14 protein-coding genes are annotated in these 18,595 nt (G+C 67.8%); 6 read left to right on the top strand and 8 right to left on the bottom strand.

From position 1 onward, the window contains the following. Positions 1 to 3: 3 nt before the first annotated feature. Positions 4 to 930: an AAA family ATPase gene (locus DFLDMN_RS13715; RefSeq protein WP_423195479.1), complete on the bottom strand. Its 927-nt coding sequence runs from the start codon at positions 928 to 930 to the stop codon at positions 4 to 6. Between the two features lie 326 nt (positions 931 to 1,256). Here DFLDMN_RS13715 and DFLDMN_RS13720 point away from each other — a divergent pair, with 326 nt between their 5' ends. Next, positions 1,257 to 2,102: a phytanoyl-CoA dioxygenase family protein gene (locus DFLDMN_RS13720; RefSeq protein ID WP_423195480.1), complete on the top strand. Its 846-nt coding sequence runs from the start codon at positions 1,257 to 1,259 to the stop codon at positions 2,100 to 2,102. A 12-nt stretch (positions 2,103 to 2,114) separates the two neighbouring features. Here DFLDMN_RS13720 and DFLDMN_RS13725 read toward each other — a convergent pair whose 3' ends face one another. Beyond that, positions 2,115 to 2,933 carry an IclR family transcriptional regulator gene (locus DFLDMN_RS13725; protein ID WP_423195481.1) on the bottom strand — a complete coding sequence of 273 codons (819 nt, stop codon included), beginning with the start codon at positions 2,931 to 2,933 and terminating at the stop codon, positions 2,115 to 2,117. Between the two features lie 318 nt (positions 2,934 to 3,251). Here DFLDMN_RS13725 and DFLDMN_RS13730 point away from each other — a divergent pair, with 318 nt between their 5' ends. Then, on the top strand, positions 3,252 to 4,166 hold the full coding sequence (locus DFLDMN_RS13730) for a LysR family transcriptional regulator (protein ID WP_423195482.1): 915 nt from the start codon (positions 3,252 to 3,254) through the stop codon (positions 4,164 to 4,166). Positions 4,167 to 4,196: 30 nt separating this feature from the next. Here DFLDMN_RS13730 and DFLDMN_RS13735 read toward each other — a convergent pair whose 3' ends face one another. Next, on the bottom strand, positions 4,197 to 4,493 hold the full coding sequence (locus DFLDMN_RS13735; RefSeq protein ID WP_423195483.1) for a hypothetical protein: 297 nt from the start codon (positions 4,491 to 4,493) through the stop codon (positions 4,197 to 4,199). 217 nt (positions 4,494 to 4,710) lie between these two features. After that, a complete protein-coding gene (locus DFLDMN_RS13740) occupies positions 4,711 to 5,262 on the bottom strand; it encodes a YggT family protein (RefSeq protein WP_423195484.1) in 552 nt (183 codons plus the stop codon). A 176-nt stretch (positions 5,263 to 5,438) separates the two neighbouring features. On the opposite strand from DFLDMN_RS13740, the gene DFLDMN_RS13745 reads away from it, so the two are divergent. After that, positions 5,439 to 5,888 carry a MarR family winged helix-turn-helix transcriptional regulator gene (locus DFLDMN_RS13745; RefSeq protein WP_423195485.1) on the top strand — a complete coding sequence of 150 codons (450 nt, stop codon included), beginning with the start codon at positions 5,439 to 5,441 and terminating at the stop codon, positions 5,886 to 5,888. Between the two features lie 69 nt (positions 5,889 to 5,957). Here the strand turns inward: DFLDMN_RS13745 and DFLDMN_RS13750 are convergent, their stop codons facing one another. Continuing rightward, entirely contained in the window at positions 5,958 to 6,674 is a 717-nt protein-coding gene (locus tag DFLDMN_RS13750; protein WP_423195486.1) for a dienelactone hydrolase family protein, read from the bottom strand. A 247-nt stretch (positions 6,675 to 6,921) separates the two neighbouring features. On the opposite strand from DFLDMN_RS13750, the gene DFLDMN_RS13755 reads away from it, so the two are divergent. Further along, positions 6,922 to 8,739 carry a ShlB/FhaC/HecB family hemolysin secretion/activation protein gene (locus DFLDMN_RS13755; protein WP_423195487.1) on the top strand — a complete coding sequence of 606 codons (1,818 nt, stop codon included), beginning with the start codon at positions 6,922 to 6,924 and terminating at the stop codon, positions 8,737 to 8,739. A gap of 181 nt (positions 8,740 to 8,920) precedes the next feature. On the opposite strand, the gene DFLDMN_RS13760 is transcribed toward DFLDMN_RS13755, so the two are convergent. Continuing rightward, the gene (locus tag DFLDMN_RS13760; RefSeq protein WP_423198416.1) at positions 8,921 to 9,298 is read right to left on the bottom strand and encodes a hypothetical protein; all 378 of its coding nucleotides are present in this window, start codon (positions 9,296 to 9,298) and stop codon (positions 8,921 to 8,923) included. Between the two features lie 227 nt (positions 9,299 to 9,525). Beyond that, entirely contained in the window at positions 9,526 to 10,155 is a 630-nt protein-coding gene (locus DFLDMN_RS13765) for a phospholipase D family protein (RefSeq protein WP_423195488.1), read from the bottom strand. 152 nt (positions 10,156 to 10,307) lie between these two features. Here DFLDMN_RS13765 and DFLDMN_RS13770 point away from each other — a divergent pair, with 152 nt between their 5' ends. Together DFLDMN_RS13770 and DFLDMN_RS13775 are read left to right on the top strand one after the other, a co-directional pair. Continuing rightward, positions 10,308 to 10,514 (top strand): dodecin, encoded by a 207-nt coding sequence (locus tag DFLDMN_RS13770; RefSeq protein ID WP_423195489.1) that lies wholly within the window; start codon positions 10,308 to 10,310, stop codon positions 10,512 to 10,514. A 248-nt stretch (positions 10,515 to 10,762) separates the two neighbouring features. Next, a complete protein-coding gene (locus DFLDMN_RS13775) occupies positions 10,763 to 16,729 on the top strand; it encodes a C80 family cysteine peptidase (protein WP_423195490.1) in 5,967 nt (1,988 codons plus the stop codon). A 146-nt stretch (positions 16,730 to 16,875) separates the two neighbouring features. On the opposite strand, the gene DFLDMN_RS13780 is transcribed toward DFLDMN_RS13775, so the two are convergent. Next, a complete protein-coding gene (locus DFLDMN_RS13780) occupies positions 16,876 to 18,552 on the bottom strand; it encodes a ShlB/FhaC/HecB family hemolysin secretion/activation protein (RefSeq protein ID WP_423195491.1) in 1,677 nt (558 codons plus the stop codon). Between the last annotated feature and the right edge of the window lie 43 nt (positions 18,553 to 18,595).

An 18,595-nucleotide genomic window follows, 5' to 3' on the forward strand; every position in this document is an offset into this window, starting at 1 on the left:
GGCTCAGGGAATCGGCACCGATGCCAGCAGGCGGTCCACGGCCGTGGCCTGGTTCCGCGCGCCGCCGCTGCCGGACGGCAACAGCCGATGGCCGGCCACGGCCGCGAATACGGCCTGCACGTCCTCGGGTATCACCATCTCGCGCTGTTCCAGCAATGCCCAGGCGCGTGCACAGGCCAGCAGGGCGAGGCCGCCGCGTGGCGACAGGCCCGCCGCGAAGCTGCTTTCCGCGCGCGTGGCCTGCACCAGCGCCAGCACGTAGTCGACCAGCGCCGGTGCGGCGTAGACCTTGGCGGCGGCGGCCTGCAAGGCCACCACCTGTTCCGCGTCCATGACGGGTGTGGCCTCGGGCGTGGTGGCGCCGCCGAGATACAGCACGCGCTCGAACGACGGGTCGGGATAGCCGAGCGAGATACGCATGGTAAAGCGGTCCAGCTGCGACTCGGGCAGCGCGTGTGTGCCGATCTGCTCGAGCGGGTTCTGCGTCGCGATCACGAAGAACGGCTGCGGCAGCGCATGGGTGGCACCGTCATGCGTGACCTGCCGCTCGGCCATGGCCTCCAGCAGTGCGCTTTGCGTCTTGGGCGGGGCGCGGTTGATCTCGTCGGCGAGTACCAGCTGCGCGAACACGGGGCCACGGTGGAAACGGAACTCGCCGGCCTCGCGCAGGAACACCGAGACGCCGATCAGGTCGGCCGGCAGCAGGTCGCTGGTGAACTGCACGCGCTGGTACTGCAGCCCCAGCGTGCGCGCGAGCGCGTGGGCAAGCGTGGTCTTGCCCACGCCCGGCACGTCCTCGAGCAGCAGATGGCCGCCGGCGAGCATGCACGCGAGCGACAGGCGTACCTGGCGCGGTTTGCCCAGCACGATGCGGCCGAGCTGCTGTTGGGCCTCGGCCAGCGAGGCGACGATCCTTGGGCGGGCAGTCACGTTGACCTGTCTAGTCTTTGTCTGGTCTGGCGATGGATTGGAGTGGCCTCGCATGCGTCGCCGGGACTCGCGCGGCACGGATGCCGGGGGCGATGCGGGCGGACCTGGCCATTGTAGCGGCGCGCCGCGGCGGGGGGACGGTCTGTTGCCGCACGTTATCCCGCCTATAGATAAATTGAATGTCCGGAACTGACGCCAATTTGCACGATGGCACGCTGGTTCTGGCATTATCGGCATGTCGGCGCGTCGTCGGCGCATGACAGTTTCAGATTGCTCTTACCTGCCGCAGTGACTTTTCTGCATGCTTTCTGCATGCCTCTTCCGCAATGACTCTTCCACAAGTGGCCGCACCTGACGCGTCCGTTTCTCTGGAATTCGATTCCTCGGCGCCGCTGGCCGACCGGGCCGGGCTGGCCAGCCTGGCGCGCGCGTTTCACGCCGGCGGCTATGTGATCCTGCGTGGCTTTGCCAGCGAGCAGACCTGCGCCGACCTCGAGGCCGTGACGCGCGCCCACCTTGCTGCCGCGGTGCCGCCCGTGGAATTCGAGGCCGACCTCGGCTATCCGGGCGCGCCCGCGTCGCGCCAGTCGGCTGGCGGCGCTACCGTGCGCCGGCTGCGGCAGGCCTACGGCCGCGACGAGGTATTCCGGCGCTGGGCCGCCGATCCGCGTATCGTGGCGACCGTGGAGGCACTGCTGGGCGAACCGGCGCGCCTGACGCTGGCGCACCACAACAGCGTGATGACCAAGCATCCGCATTACGGCAGCGAGACCGGCTGGCACCGCGACACGCGTTACTGGTCGTTTGTGCACCCCGAACTGGTGACGGTCTGGCTCGCGCTCGGCGACGAGGATGCGCGCAATGGCGTGCTGCGCGTGATACCGGGTTCGCATCGGGCCAGGCTGGATCCCGCGCAGCTCGATGCGGCCGAATTCCTGGTGGAATCCCATCCGGCCAGCCAGGACTTGCTGCGCGGCACGGTGCCGCTGGTACTGCATCGCGGCGACGTGCTGATCTTCGACAGCCGGCTGTTCCATAGCGCCGGCCGCAACCAGTCGGATGCGGTCAAGCTGTCGCTGGCGTTTGCCTATTTTGGCGCGAGCAACCGGCCCGTCGCCGGGACCCGCTCGGCCGAGTTCGGCAGCGTGGAGCTGCCGCCCGTCACGCTCTGACCGGACCCTGGTTCAGGTACGCAGCTGGACCAGGCCTGAAATCTTCCCGGACGCTTCCAGCAGCGGCGGCAGGAAGCGCTCCACCATCTCCGGCGCGCTGGTGCGGTTGGCCTGGCCGCTGATATTGATGGCTGCGATGACCTGGCCGGAGCGGCTGCGGATCGGCGCGGCAATCGACACCAGTCCTTCCTCGAGTTCCTGATCGTTCTGCGCCCAGCCGCGCGTGCGAATGTCCGCGATCAGGGTCTTGAGCTGGTCGATATCGGTTACCGTGCGGCTGGTACGCGCGCGCAAGTCGGACGCCCGCAGCACGCGGTCGAGCTCGGCGTCGTCGAGGCCGGCCAGCAACACCCGTCCCATCGACGAGCAATAGGCCGGCAGGCGGCTGCCGATCGACAGGTTGATGGTCATGATCTTGCGTGCCGGTACGCGCAGCACGTAGACCACCTCGGTGCCGTCGAGCACGGAGATCGAGCAGCTTTCGTGGACGGACTGCGATAGCGCTTCCATGATCGGCTCGGCCAGATTCCAGAACGGCATCGACGTCAGGTAGGCAAAGCCGAGATCGAGGATCTTGGGGGTCAGCCGGAACAGGCGGCCATCTGCCTGCACGTAGCCGAGGCCGACCAGAGTCAGCAGGATGCGCCGCGCGCCGGCGCGCGTGAGGCCGCTGGCCTGCGCGATTTCCGTGAGCGTCTGGGCGGGATGCTGTGCGTTGAAGGCTCGGATGACCGAGAGGCCGCGCGCGAACGATTGCACATAGCTGTCGCTGGGTTTTTCCGCGGCGGCGCCCGGAGGCGCACTGGAGTCGTGATCGGCTTGGCTCGCCATCGATCTGGCACAAAGGAATATGAGTGGGGGGACGGGGCCTGAGCCCTGCTCGCGGCGCCCGAAAGGCCGAAAGCGTAGTGGAATTATGCCGAAATCGCCAGCGTGGACCGGTCCGTCGCGTGGCGGCGATGGTTTTGACGGCGGCATTGGACTGACCGCCGGCGGCGCGCGCGGCGCCGATGCGCAAGCGGAATTGAGGCCCGGCGCGGCCCGTGATCGCGCTGACGGACGCCGCGCTCTCGCTCATAATGCACGTTTGCACAATGTTGCTGGCACGCGTCACAGGCGAATGCCAGGCTGTATAGGAATCCGTACCCGGTGAACGAAACAATCCAGTGGAATGATTGGGAGGCGTTCTGCAGTGTGGTCGAGCAAGGCACCTTTACGGCGGCGGCGGCGCAACTGGACTGTCCGAAGTCGCGCGTATCGGCCGCGGTTGCGCGGCTTGAAACCGCGATCGGCGCCAAGTTGCTCGAGCGTACGACTCGCCGCATGCGGCTGACCGATGCGGGCGGGGCGGTCTATCGCGATGTGGCGCCGCTGTTTGCGCGCCTGCGCGAGATCCGGCAGGAAACCCTGGCCCGCGAGGAACGCGTGCAGGGCATGTTACGCATCGCCACGCCCTATGAATTCGGTGCCCAGCAGCTGGGGGGCGTGATCTGCCGCACGCTGGCCGCGCATCCGGCGCTCGATATCACGGTGGAAATCTCGCAAGGCCTGGTCGACCCGATCCGCGAGGGATTCGATATCGCGTTTGTTACGGTGGAGTCGGACCTGCCGGATTCGGGCACGATCGCGCGCCGCATCTGGCACGTGGAGCGTGGCCTGGTGGCGGCGCCGTCGCTGGCGGCGAGCCTGCCGGCGCAGATGCAGCCGGAAGACCTGTCGAACATGCCGACCCTGGCCACGCCAGGTGCTGCCTTCTGGGAGTTCACTCGCAATGGGGAGCGGATTTCGGTGCCGATTCGCCCGCGCATGCAGACCTACAACGCCGAGTTGCGACTGCAGGCCGCGCTGGCGGGACTTGGAATCGCGCGGGTACCGATGACTTACGCGGAGACGGAAATCGCACAGGGGCGGCTGGTACGGGTCATGCCCGAGGTGCCGTTGCCGCCGCTGCGCGTATTTGCCTTGTTGCCGGATCGTCGCCTTCAGCCGCGCAAGGTGCGCGCGTTCATGGAGGCCATCGAGTCGATGATGGGGGACGACGAGGCGGGCAAGCTGAGCTGGTAAAGCTGGAGAAAGCTGGCGAGGTGGCCTGACTTAGGCGCCTTCGCCGAATGCATCGCGCTGTTCGGTCACCGTGCGCGCACCGTCGCTGTACGGGCTGCGCGGCTCGGTTACCGAGCGGGCGCCGTCCGAGTACGGGCTGCGGGGGTCGTTGATGCCACGGGCGCCATCGCTGTACGGATCGCGCGCGCCAATGTGGCCGATGCTGCCGTCGAGGCGGGCCAGGTCGGTGACGGGTTGAGCTGCGTGGGCAGCGCTGGCGGCTAGGGTGAGGCCAAGGGTGCAGAGCACCGCGGCGGCCGTGCCTTGGAGCTGGGAGAGGGTCTTCATATCGTGCTGTGCTGGTAATTCTTTGTGTGATGCCGTGGTCGTTGCCACGGTGGCTGTAATGTAGGCGCCAGCACGCGCGGGAAAAAGGGCTTATCCACGACAGTCTGTCCATGTGTCTGGACAATCGGTATTAACCCTGATGCCGTCCTGCTCTTCCGGACTCCCGGCCGCCCCAGGGCGAGGCGCCGGAATACCCTCACTGGAGGTGATTAAAGCATCATACCGAGCCCAGGCTGATGCGGGCGATGACCATCAGCAGGATCTGGGCAATCACGAACAGGATCAGCGGCGAAATATCGAAGCCGCCCAGACGCGGCACGATGCGGCGCAGCGGGCGCAGCAGCGGCTCGGTCAGGTGGTAGATCGCGGGCGTCACCGGGGACTGCGGGTTGACCCACGACAGGATGGCCATCAGCAGCGTGACCCACATGATCATGCTGATGCCCCACTTGAGCACATGCAGCACGGCCACGGCGAGAATGACCGGCAGGAAGCCGAGCGGATCGCCCCCGAACAGCAGCGTGCGGCAGACCAGGTAGACCACCGCGGTCAGCCACGCGGCGATCAGCGTGGCCCAGTCCACGCCGCCGAAGCCCGGGATGATCCGCCGCAGCGGCCGCACCAGCCAGTCGGTGACCTGGAAGATGCCCTGCGAAATCGGATTGCGGGAAGGCAGGCGCGTGAGCTGCATCCACAGGCGCAGCAGCAGCGCCATGCCGAACAGCGTGAAGACGATATCGAGCAGGAACTGGACGATTTCCGTGAACATCGGGCGGATTTCCGTTGGCGGTTGAAGGTGTCTGCGACCGCACAGATTCTGCCACACCTCGCTATGCGCGCGACCGTACGTGGGGCGGGCATCGCCTGGCGATTCTCCAACCTATAATGAGCGACGATTTTTTCCGGCCACGATTTTCGCGTGGCGCCCCTGCCCGACCCCACAACATGACCCGAAAAGCCGCCGCCCAACCATTGACCAAGCAGGAGTTCGAGGCCTTGTCCGACTTCCGCTACCAGTTGCGGCGTTTCATGCGTTTTTCCGAGGATGCTGCCCGCGCCGAAGGCGTGACCGTGCAGCAGTACCTGCTGATGCTGCATATCCGCGGATTTCCGGATCGCGACTGGGCCTCGGTGGGCGAGCTGGCCGAACGCATGCAGACCCAGCAGCACGGCGTGGTGGCACTGGTGAATCGGTGCGAGGCGGCCGGACTGGTGACGCGCAAGGTCAACGCCGACGATCGCCGCATCGTGGAGGTGCACCTGCTGGCCAAGGGCGACCGCAGCCTCAACCGTCTGGCCATGCGTCACCGCGCGGAACTGGAGTCGTTGCGTCATACGTTCCGCGTGGCGCGGATCACGGCGTTCAACGACGATGGCGAGGCCGAGCGGCCCTAGCCGCAGGCCTGCATCGCGCCCTCGATGCGGCCATCCCGGCGCGGTGGCACCGGGGGCCTGGCGCGGAGCTCAGCCCAGCGTGTCGGCGAGGAAGGTCAGTGCGCGCCCATGCGCGAGCGCGGCCGAGTGGCGATGGTACGAACCACGCGCCCAGCAGTTGAAGCCGTGATCGGCCTGCTCGTACACGAATACGTCCGTACCGGGTTTGCCAGCGACGGCCTTGCGGATATCGGCGACGTGATCGAGCGTGATGTGCGTGTCGCGCGCGCCGAAGTGGAATTGCACCGGCACCTTGAGATTGGCGGCTTCCTGCAGGTTGGCGTGAATGCCGCCACCGTAGTACGGCACCGCCGCGTCGACCAGCCCGCGTGCGGCCGCCAGGTACGACAGCAGGCCACCGAAGCAGTAGCCCACCGCGGCGACCTTGCCGCCCGCGCCGATTTCCGCGCGCAGTGCCTGGATGGTGGCCGCGATATCGGAGACGGCCGCGTTCACGTCGACCGACTTGCGCAGCGTCATGGCTTGCTCCATGTCGGCGCTGGCGTAGCCGAGTTCCACGCGCGGGGCCTTGCGCCAGAAGATATCGGGCGCGAGCACGACGTAGCCATCGGACGCGTACTGGTCGGCCACCGAGCGGATATGCGCGTTGACACCAAAGATTTCCTGAACGAGCACGATGCCAGGGCCGCCGGGCTGCTTGCCCGCGGGCGGCAGGCTCAGATAGGCGTCGAAACCGCCGTCGTTGGTCTCTACGCGAATCCAGCGGCTGTCGGGCGTGGTTGTCATGATGTGAACTCTCCGGATAAGGAAACTGCGAGGTAACTGCACGAGGCAAGGCGCAAGTTTGCCACTGGTAGTGGCTTCATGCAGGCGCCATGCGGCGCGCGCTTTCAGTTGGCTTACAGGCACGGTCCGGCGCGACGTGTGGCCGCGCGCGGGCCGTGGCGGGCCGCCTTCACTTTCGCGGTTTTCCGACAGCCAACGGTCAGACGCTGTGCAAAGGTGGAGCGTTACCTGTTAGCTCTTCCTTGCCATGGACACCAGACCGATTGTCGTGTTCCCGGGCTTCATGCCCGGGCCGCTGGCCGCGATGCGTGCGATGGGTGCGTTGCGTGCATCGTCGGCACGGATGGCCTTGCTGACCATGGTGGCGATCTGCGCGCTGCGCGCGGTTTCCGCCCACGCCGAGGGCAGGCACGATCGGCAGGATCGGCGGGACCAGTTATTGCGGCGCGACCAGCTTATCGAGAACCAGCAGCTCGATCGCCTGCAGGAAGACCGGGAACGCGCGCTGCGCGCCGTGCCGCCGCCGGATGGCGCCGATCTCGATGCCGTGGCTCCCGCGGTCACCGCGCCCGCCATCGATGTGCCATGCCGCGAGATTCGCGAGATTCGCCTCAATGGCGATGCGCAACGTGTGCCGGCCGACGTGCGCGCGCATATCGAACAGGCCTTTGCCGGTCGTTGCCTCGGTGTCGCCGAGCTCGAGGCGATTCTCGCGCTGCTGACGCGCAGCTTCATCGAGCGCGGCTATGTCACCACGCGCGCCTACCTGCCAGCGCAGGACCTGCGCGCCGGCACGCTCACCGTGACGGTGGTCGACGGGGTCATCGAGCGCTATGACGTGGACAGCAACCGGCCCCGCGCGATCTGGCCGCGCGGCGTTTTTCCCGCCAACCCGGGGCAACTGCTCAACCTGCGCGATCTGGAGAACGCCATCGAGCAGATCAACCGGCTGGCGTCGAACGATGCCAGGCTGGAGTTGCGGCCGGGCAGTGCACCGGGCCAGACCGTGGTGGTGGTGCGCAATCGCGCGACACGGCCGCTTCATCTGCAGGCGTCGCTCGACAACATGAACCCTGCCGCGACCGGGCGCAATTCGCTGTCGGCCACGCTTACCGCGGACAGCCTGCTCGGGGCCAACGAGCTGTTCGCGCTCACGCGTCGTCAGTCGGTCTTTCCGCTGGAGGGCGGACATCGCGCCGAGGCCACCGCGTTCTATGCGCAAATGCCGTATGGATACAACCAGTTCTCCATGCAGATTGCACGCAGTGGCTATGTCAACACGGTCACGCTGCCGAGCGGACGTACGCTCAAGGTGGAGGGGCGGACCGATGTGGTGGCGATGGGCGCCGAGCGCGTGGTGCATCGCGGTCAGTTCAGCAAGCTGCAACTGTCGGCGCGGCTGACGATGCAGACGGGCAAGACCTGGGTCGCCGGACAAGCCCTGCGGGTGAGCAGCCGCGATTTCACCTTCCTGGATGTCGGCGTGCAAGGCAGCACCGCCGTGCTCGGCGGTTCGCTCGCCGGCCGCTTCGGGCTCGTGCAGGGCCTGGCCGCGCTGGGTGCCTATCACGATCCGCCGGGTCTGCCGAAAGATGCGCCGCATGCGCAGTTCAGCAAGCTGACCTTGATGTTCGGCTATGGCCGGCGCATCGGCATCGCGGGCCGGACCCTGGTCGTGTCCTCGCAATGGAACGGGCAGTATGCCGGCGACACCTTGTACGGTACCCAGCAGATCCTGATCGGCGGGCCGTCGTCGGTGCGTGGATTCCTCAACCATACCCTCGCCGGCGACCATGGCTACTACGTGCGTAATGAGCTGAGCCTGCCCTGGCAGGCCGCCGCCTGGAATGTGCGCGGGCGCCTCTATGCGGGCCTCGACTGGGGCACCGTGATCAATCGTGCGGCCGGCATTCCGTCGGGTGCGCTGACGGGTACCGCGGTGGGGCTGGCGATGACGTGGAAGCGTGTCAGTCTCGACGCCTCGGCCTCGCGCGCGGTGCGCACGCCGTACCCCCGAATGCGCGAAGGCACGCTGTTCGGGCTGCGCCTGACCGGCGAGATCTGACGCGCATCGTGCCGGACAAAAAAATGCCGGAAACCGACGGGGACGGTTACCGGCATGCGGGCCGCGGGGCGGCCACAGTACTACGTATCTACGTATCCGCGGTGGCGGGTCAGCGGCGGCGCCACTTGCCGCGGTGCCGCCTGACCGGCGCAATGGCTGACTGGCGCAACGGGCAAGGCAATTACCAACGCAACTGAACGTTCTTCTCGCCTGGGCTCAGCGTGGTGCGCTTCGACGTCCCGTCGTAGGTGGCAATCACCTGGTACGCGCCGCGCGGGCCGCGAATCAGGCAGCGCGGACCGGTTGCGTTGAATTCCGCGAGCTGGCGGCCATTGCGCAGGAGCTTGACGTTGACGTCGGCAAGATATTCGCCACGTGCGCCCTGCGTAAACAGCAGGCCCATGTCGTAGTGGCTGGCCTCCGAGCGCAGTTCCTGCTGCTCGTCGGCGGCAATGCCACCGCAGACATAGGCAAACGGACCGGACGTGGACGATGTGATCTCGGCTTGCGCTGCCAGCGGCGCCGCGAGCGCGGCGGTGGCGGCGAGCGTGCCCGCCATGCAGGCCAGTCGGGTGCGGATTGACACGGTTTTCATCTTGGCTTCCTCCTGCGGCGCGGCCGTGCAACGGCCGGAACAAAGGCGTCCGCTCTGTATGACTCCAGTACACACGCCGCGCGCCGCGGCGTCTGTCCGTGTTTGGCTGAATCTGGCGCGGGAGGATGCCGATGGACCATGCGCCGGCCAGGCGTCTTATCGATAAGTGCTGGCCGGCGGGCGTGCCGCGTTCAATAGGGCGTGGACTGGCGGAAGCGGATGTTCCAGTTGTCGGTATAGGCACGCACCACCGCGCCGTCGCCACGAATCAGCATGCCGTTTTCGGCGTTGCGCTGCTGGGCAGACTTGGTGAAGTTGAACGAGCCGGTGAACACGGCCTGGTCGTCGAAGACCATGACCTTGTTGTGAGCGATGGCCGGCTTGGTATCGACCACCACGGGAATGCCCGCATGCTTCAGGAACGTGGCGCTGGTATAGCGCTCGGAGACCTGGCTCTTGTCGACGATCACCCGCACGTCCACGCCGCGCCGGTGAGCCTGGGCCACCGCCTCGGCGATCGGCGCGCTGGTAAACGAGTAGGCCTGGATCAGCAGCTTGTGGCGCGTCCTGCCGATGGCGTCCACCAGCAAGTCCTGGCAGCTTGCCCCATCGGGCACGAAGCAGAGGGTGTAGGTGCTGCCGTTGACGAACGGCGCGGGCCGCGCGGCGGGCGCGCCGATGGCATCGACGAGGTTCTCCAGCGTGGAGGCCAGGCGCGCGTGGGCGATGCCGGTGGCGGTGAGCATGACCGGCGCGAGCAGCACCAGCGCGGCGCGGCGACGAATCTGGGAGCGCGGGTGAGTTTGCAGAAAAGCAGGCAAGGAAGAAGGCACGGAAGAAAACACGGAAGGAGGTACGGAACGAGGCACGGCCGGCCGGCAATGTAGCAGGGCATGCCGTCACGGGCAACCGGCATCACACATGCTTACCAGTTGTCTATGATGAAGGAAGCGTCCAACCCAGGAGACATGACATGACGAACCATACGTACAAGCTGGTTGACATCGTCGGCACTTCGGCCGATGGCTGCGATGCGGCGATTCGCAATGCCATCGCCAAGGCGGGCGAGACCATCAAGAACATCGACTGGTTCGAGGTGGTGGAGACCCGCGGCCATGTGGCCGACGGCAAGGTGGCGCACTTCCAGGTCACGCTGAAGATTGGCTTCAGGGTGAACTGACTGGTGTCTTGAGCATTCTTTGGATTCGCCGCTGACCAGAATCAGGATTCAGCCAGAGGCAAGAGAAGCCGTCGCATGGATAGTTGAGGTTCCACATCCAGCGAGGGCTTTGCATGAATCGAATCTATTGCGTGGTTTGGCACGCGGCCTCCGGCACGTTGGCGGCAGCGGCCGCGTCGGCGCGGCGAGGCGGCCATCGCCCAGGATGCGGCAGCCGGTCCGGGTGGACACTTGCCATCGGCATGTGCGTGGCCACGCCAAGCGTGCTGGCGCAGTCGGTGTCGGTGGCAACGGGTACGGCGGCCAGCACCTATGTCACGCATGGCGGTGTCACGGTGGTCGACATCGCGCGGCCCGATCCGGCTGGACTGTCGCACAACCGCTATGAGCGGTTCCATGTGAACGCGGCCGGGTTGATCCTCAACAATGGCGTGGCCGCCGGCACCTCGCAACTGGCCGGCCGGCTCGACGCAAATCCGCACCTGGCGGAAGGCAATGCCCGCGCCGCCGGCGTGATTCTGAACGAAGTGGTCGACCACGCCCCGAGCGTACTGGCGGGCCTGACCGAAGTCGCGGGTGCGCGCGCCGATGTGGTGCTGGCCAACCCGCATGGCATCACGTGTGCCGGGTGTGGATTCCTGAATACGACGCGCGTGACGCTGAGCACGGGCGTGCCGTACCTCGATGCCAGTGGTGGCCTGGCCGGGTTCGATATCGGCCAGGGTCAACTCTCGATCGAGAAGGCGGGGCTCGATGCGAATGACCAGTGGCTCCAGCTGCTGGCACGCGCGATCAAGGTGGATGCCGTGGTGCGCGCCGGCGAACTCGTGGCCGTGGCGGGGGCCAGCCGTGTGGACCGCAACGGGCAGGTGCTGGGCAAGCTCGCGGGCAGCGGACCGGCCGAGCCGTTCGCGCTCGACAGCACGGCGCTGGGCGGGATGCATGCTGGCAAGATCGCGCTGGTATCGACGGAAGCGGGCAGCGGCGTGCGCCTGCGCGGTGCGGCGAGTGCCACGCAGGCCGGCTTCCGGGTCGAGGCCGAGGGCCGGATTCTCGTCGCGGGTCAGCTCGAGGCCGCGAAGGATCTGTCGCTGCATGCGGGCGAGTCGTTCGTCAACGAGGGCGCGATCCGGGGCGACGACCATATCCACATTCGTGCGCCCAGTGTGGAGAACGTGGCGGCCGGCGCCGACGCCGGCACGTGGCTGTATGGGGCGGACAGCATGGACCGGCACGGCAGGCCGACCCAGACGCGGCATTTTCTGTATCCACCGTCGATGCGCGCCGCCACCATCCACGCCCGCCATGCGGTAACGCTCGATGTGGGCAGGCGCGGGCGCAACGTCGGCGGCACCGTGACAGGGGGCAATGCGGTGGTCCTGACGGGCCAGGCCGCCGATGGGAGTACGCGCTTCCTCAACCAGGGTGTACTCGAGGAGACGCAGCTGCACGGCAGCGCCTGGCGGCCTTATCGGGCCACCTTCCTGCCGCGGCTGGCGGCGAGGATCGAGGCGCCGTCCGTGCGCGCCACCAATCTCGCACTGGAAAACCGCGGCACGCTGACGGCCACGCACACGCAAGCCGCGGTGATCGCCGGGCAGGAGGTCCAGCTGCATCTGCAATCGCTCGCCAACCTGGGCGGCACGATCGCCGGCACGCGCCGGCTGGAGGTGACCACGCGCGGCGATATCGTCAACGAATCGGGCGATATCGAAGGCGGCGCGGTCGCGCTGCGCGCACAGGGAAACGTGGCGCACTACACCTCGCCCGGTACCGTGCGCTGGAATCAGGAATACGAGGCGGGGCGCGGACCGGCGGCGACGATCGCCGCGGCCGATGGGCTGACGCTGGAGGCGGGCGGGCAGGTCCGGCAGTACGGGGCGGATCTGCTGGCCGGTGGCCGGCTGACGCTGCGCGGCGCGCACGGCATTCTGGTCGACACGGCGCAAGCCAGTTTCGGCCGGACGTCCGGCAGGCGGGCTGGCAACGGCGTGGCGAGCACCGATCGCACCGAGACGCAGTCATTCGTGCGGCATCGACGCGCCCGCGTGTTTGCCGGCGATGGCCTGACGTTGTCCACACGCGGCGACGCGATCCTGGCCGGCGCCATCGCAAGCGTCTTTGGCGAGGCGACCATGCGGGTCGGCACCCTGAACATCATGGCGCGCGAGGACGTGACCCGTACGGAGGCCAGTCACAGCGCCAGGGGCCTGGGGGTGGACGGCTCGCTGTATGGCCGCAAGACGTCGGCGAGCACCACCGAAGCGCGTCAGCCGGTCGGGACGATCCTGCATGGCTACGGCGGGCTGAGCGTGCACGCGGCGGGCGATGTCGATGTGACCGGCGCGTGGATCGACGTGAGCGGCGCAGGCACGATCGTGTCGGAGGGCGGGCAGGTACGTCTCGGTGCCGGCCTGGGCCGGGCTGCGTACCAGGGGCAGAGCGACACGCTCCACGTCCTGCGGTTCGATGCGTCCCGGCAGGAAGCCGGCGTCCGGCTCGCGGGTGCCGATGGCAGGCAGGGGGCGGCGGAGAAGCGTACGGCGACACCCGCGCGGCTGAGCGTCGGCGCCGACCTGACGTTGCGCGCGGAGGGCGGCGCAATCGGCTTGCTGGGCAGCCTGGTGGAGAGCCATGGCGACATGACGGTGCGGGCGCGCGATGTGGTGCTCGACGCGCTGGCCACGCGCCATCGGTCCGCCGCGTCCGATGCCGATTGGGCGCTCGGATGGATGGCCCGCGCCGATGCGGAGGGGCAGGCGCGCGGCGATGCCAGTCTGGGTAGCCGGGCTAATCGGGGTAAGGGTCCACACTGGAAGGCGGACCAGCCGGACTGGATGACCTTGCGCGGCAGGGCCGATGCGTCGTTCCGTGGCGCGCTCGATCTGTTCCGCAGCGGATCGACGGGACAGGTCGCCCGCGAAAGCGGCTCGTTGCGCGCGGGCCTGACGGCCGGGGGTGGGCTGCAGGTGGAAGCGACAGGCAAGCTGATGACGCGCGCGTCGACGATGGCCGCCGGCGCGACGATGCGACTGGCTGCCCACGACATCGAAACACTGGCGGGTGGCAACGAAAGCCGCCACGTGACTGCCACCCGGGATACCACGCTGGGTTGGTTCCTGACCCTTGGCGCGAGCGCGCAGGGCGGCCTTGGCGCGCTCGGCGACGGCGAGCAGCCCATGGGCCTGCCGTCGGCGAATGTCAGTGGCGAAGGCGGCATGATGCTGGCGCACGGCGAATCGGAGCGGTTGCGGGCGGCCTCGGTGGCGGTGGTGTCGATCCTGCGCGCTGGCGGCAACCTCGAGCGGGTGGCGCAAGGCAACCTGCGCGACGTGGGTACGCATGTCGAGGCGGGGGGCGACCTCGTGCAGACGGCGAACCGCATCGCGAGCGAGGCCGCGGAGGAGCAGGACCAGAGCGCGACGGACAGCCGGACCCAGGCGCTGCGTGCCGGCATCTATGGCTCCGTGTCGGTCGGCTTGCCCCAGTACCGGCCCGGCGAAGGGGCGAGCGCGGCCAGGACGGGGCTGGGCGCAGGCGCGGGCGGTGTGCTCGGCTATCGGCAGGACGCTGCGCAGGCGCGCGACGCGGCAAGCCGGCCTGTGGCCGCGCTGCTCAAGGCCCGCAATGTGTCGAGTACCTCGTCGGCCGGGACGACGCTCGCCGGGACCGTGATCGAGGCCAGCGGCGACGTCCGCATCCGCGCGCGGTCGCTGGACTATCGGGTGGCGCGCGGGTCGGCGCGGCGGGACAGCAGCGATGCTGCCTCTGGCGGCGACTTGCGCGCCGACAAGCTGAACCATGCGATCAGTCTCAGCGTGGATCATCGGCAGGGGCAGTCGAGCCGGAGCGAGCAGACGGCGCAGGTTGGCCGCATTCATGCCGGGGGCGCGCTGATGTTGAAGACCGACGACGGCATGACGCTGGAAGGCAGCGAGCTGCTGGCCGGCGGCAACATGGACCTGATTGCCCTGGCCGGCGATCTGACCTACCGGGCGTTCTCGCTTACCCGCGAGCGGAGCGAGGATCATCATGCCGGCAATGGCTCGGCCACGCTGGGAGCGGGATTCGCAGGCGCCGAAGGCGGCCATGGCGCCGGCTCGACCCGCATCGCGGAGGCCTTGCCGCTGCGCGGCGGCATGCGGTCGGAACAGGGGAGCATCTATCTGGCGGGAGGCTTGCGGACGATGCTGGCAGGCACCCGCGTGGCGGCGCCGTCCGGCAAGGTGGACCTGCGTGGGAATCACGGCCTGTTCCTGAAGGCCGTGTACGAGAGCGGGCAGCGGCATGCCACCCGGACCGACGCGCACGCCGGCGTCGGCAACCTCGGTGTCAGCAGCGGGGGCGGCTTCCATGGCGTGCGCATGCGCGACCGGGTCAAGGCGTTTGCCGTGCAGGTGACAGCCCGGGATGCGATCCGGCTATTCACGCGGGGCGACGCGTGGCTGGAAGGGCCGGTATGGTCGGCGCCGACGGTCAGGAAGACGGTATGGGGCGGCACGACCGAGGTGGAGGTAAAGCCCGAGCAACTGCGCGAGAAGAATGACGATGCGGTGGTGCCAGGTTTCATCGCCCCGCTGCGCGCCGCGCGCGGGCGCGCGCCGACCATGCGGCGGGCCGGCCTGATGGCGGGCGGCGCGCAGGGCCGGTACGACCAGCGCTTTGTCTTTCTGCTCGGCGCTGACGATGCCGCGACCGGCCTTGCCGCGCGTCGGCTGGCGGACAAGCACGCGGGCACGCAGATGGTGCGCGTGGGGCGCGACGGCAAGCTGCTCGATCCGTTGCTGCCAGGTGCCGCGCATGGGCGGGTGAAGTTCACGATGGTCGGGCATGGCGATGGCAAGGCTGCGACGCTCGGCGGGATGGGACCTTCCGAGATGGCGGATCTGGTGAGTACGGTCATGCAGCGCAATCCGCGAGCCACGCTCGCCAAGCTGAACCTTGCCGGATGCGATACCGAATGCATGACCGGGCCGGCCCGGAAGGCGTTGCAGAAGCGCGGTCTCGAGCCCGTGGTGACGGGCGAGGAGGGTCTTGCGAAGATCGACGGCGCTGGCCACAAGGTGGCCGCGAAGCCGGGTGACACGCAATCGCTCGGTGGCGGGGTTCCCGCCAGGCATCCGCCCCACGTGGATGCGGACGAGATCGAAAGTCATATCTTTGACAGGATGCGCCGGCAGTTCGATCCGGATCAGGCCGCCGACGAAGAGGCGCAGGCCCGCCGACGGGTCGCGGACCGGGGCATGGGCTGGTCGACCGCAGGGGAGCAACGCCTGCTGGCCAGGCTCTCGACGGAGATCACGAGTCCCCGCGATGACGATGGTGGCTGGCACACCGCGATGGCGCGTGCGCTGCATCCATTGCCGGACTTCGAAGGCACCACCTATCTGGCGGGCGCGTTGCCGGTGGATGTGTACGGAAAACGCATCGTGCGCGGCGATGTGGTGGCGAGCCGTGACTTCCTGCCCAGTCTGGCATCCGTGACGCAGATCCAGGAGTACGTTGCCGAGCTGGTGCCGCAGGTGGGGGCGGGCGAAGAGAAGCCCGTGTTCATTGGCATCGAGGGCAAGCGTGGCAAGCCCGTTGGCGCCTATGCGCCCGACAACAGCGAAGGGCAAAAGTCGTTGGTCATGTTCCCGCGTGGCGTCAAGTTCAAGGTGCGCGATATCCGGGATACACCCGATGTCACCTACGTCTGGTTTGCCGAGACGGACGAGGCCACGCACGGCATCTACAAAGATCCGGCGAGCGGAGCCGAGCATCGCGATTATCGCCACCGCATGGTGGTCCCGCTCGAGTCCGATAGCGCGGTGAAGCATGCCGCGGAGCGGCTTGCCAACAAGCACGCGGACACCATCGCGATTCCGCTGGGGGCCGATGGTCGCCTCGACCTCGGCGATACGCGACTGACGCGCGGTGGCTCACGCAAGATCAGTCTGGTAGGGCACGGGGAGCCGGAAAAGCTGGGCGGTAAAAGCGTGGCCGAGCTGGCCGATCTGGTTCAGCAGGTCAACCGCGCATCGAGTCCGTGCAAGGTCAGCCTGGTGGGCTGCAACAGCATTCCGCTGGGCGTCAGCCTGCAGCGCGAGTTGACCAGGCGGGGCGTGCATGCGCAGGTCAGGGGCACGTACTCCCACGTGGCGGTGGCCGATGACGGGAGCGTGTTCCCGATCGATGGCAACAACCCCGACGCGCTTGGGGCCGGGGGCCGATAGCGGCGCCAGCATGGGATGGGCCGCTCGCCCTTCGAAGCCGCGATGGCGGGCGTCAAGTGAGCGGGGCGATCGAGGGAGGCGACCAGGGGCGCCAACCCACGGCGCCAACCCCGGGGCGTAACCCCGGGGGCGCCAACCCGGGGGCATCAATCGAACTGATATGACCATAGCAGGTTGATGCGCGGCGAGCGACGGTCGGCATTGACGGGCTTGTCCGCCACGGGCTGCGCCACCGATACGTCCATGGTGTAGAAGCGCCGGTCGGAAAAGCGCAGGCCGATGGCGACCGATGCGAGGCTGCGATGCGACAGCGAGACGCTGTTGGAGAACACGCGCGCCATGTCGTACGAGATAAACGGCTGCAGCGTCTTGAGGTAGGTGAAGTCGACGGTGAACAACCGGTTGATCTCGGCCGAGGCGCCATAGCCCTTGTCGCCCGCCACTTCACCGGCGGGATAGCCGAGGCCGAAGAAGCGCCCGCCAAAGCTGATCTGCTCGCTGGAGGCCAGCCGCTGGGCGCTGTACTGGCCGGCGGCGGAGAACGCGACACCGAAGCCCGCGGGCAGGTCGTTGGCCTGTGACACCAGCAGCCGCGTGCGCAGGAAGCTGAGGTCGTTCTGATTGTTTTCGCGATTGGCACCGAGGCCGTCGATGCCCTTGAACAGCCCGAGCGTGGCGCTGCGCGTCACACCCTGGCCACGGAACTGGTAGGCGAGTTCCGCGCTGGCCACGCGCACGTTGGTGGCCAGCGTGACCTGCCGGCCCGCGCCCGGCTGTACCGCCTGGGTATAGCGCTCGAACTGTTCGTTGAGGTAGAAGCCGCCGGTAGCGGTGAGCGAATGGCGATTGTTGAGAAGGAATGGATAGCTCAGCGAGGTGCCGACGCGCTTGCTGTCGTTGACATAGCGCGACTCGAAGCCGATCGGAGCGAGCGTGGCGTTCTGCGGATTGCCGCGGTAGTGCATGGCATACAGCTTGGCCAGCATGCCTTCGGTGCCGAGCGGCTGCGCATAGCTGGCCGCGTAGTACTCCTCGCTGTCGCGGCCCCTGGGGTATAGCGCCGATACCGAGATCTGCTCGCCCAGCGGCGTGAGGCTGTTGGTGGTGGCGGTGGCGATACCGCGCACGCCCGGCGACACGTATTCGAGGCCGGTGCCGAACGTGAACGGCTTGCGCTTGACCTCGAGCACCATCTCGGAGGCACCGTCGGTGGTGGTCGGCGGCTGCACGGTGGCGGCGACCTGCATGCCTGGCTGCTGCGCCAGCACGTTGACATAGTGCTCGAAGCTTTCGCGGCGCAACGGGCGCTCGCGCTTCAACTGCTCGGCGATCTTGCGCAGGCGGCCTTCCGCCGGGCCGGGTTTGCCGCGTACCACCACGTTGGCGACGTAGCCCTCGACCACGGTGACCAGCACGTTGCCATGCTCGAAAGCTTGCGCCGGCACGAAGGCGAATGACAGCGGATAGCCGGCATTCTGGTACATGGCGGTGACGTCCTCCGCGGCCTTGAGCAGTTCCGCCACGGTGATCTCGCGGTTGGCGAGCGGCGCGAACCTGGCGGCGATCTGGTCGAACGGCAGCGTCTTGACGCCCTCGATCTGAAAACGGCGAGGCGTCAGGCGCGCGGCCAGCAGGTTCTGCAGCGCGTTATCGGGACGCTCGACCTGCACGGTGACGTTGCTTTGTGGCGGCTTGCTCGGCTCGATGCGTGGCAGGGTCTGGGTCGGATCGCCCTGGACCGGGCTGCGTTCGGCAAAGGCGAACGGATGGTGGCAGGCGCCGACGCCGATCAACAGCGCGGCAACACGGATACGTGTACGCATGGCATTACCCCAGGAAAAAATGCATTGCGGCTGTCGCATGGCG

Source organism: Cupriavidus sp. H19C3 (assembly GCF_049393815.1).
Lineage (GTDB): Bacteria > Pseudomonadota > Gammaproteobacteria > Burkholderiales > Burkholderiaceae > Cupriavidus.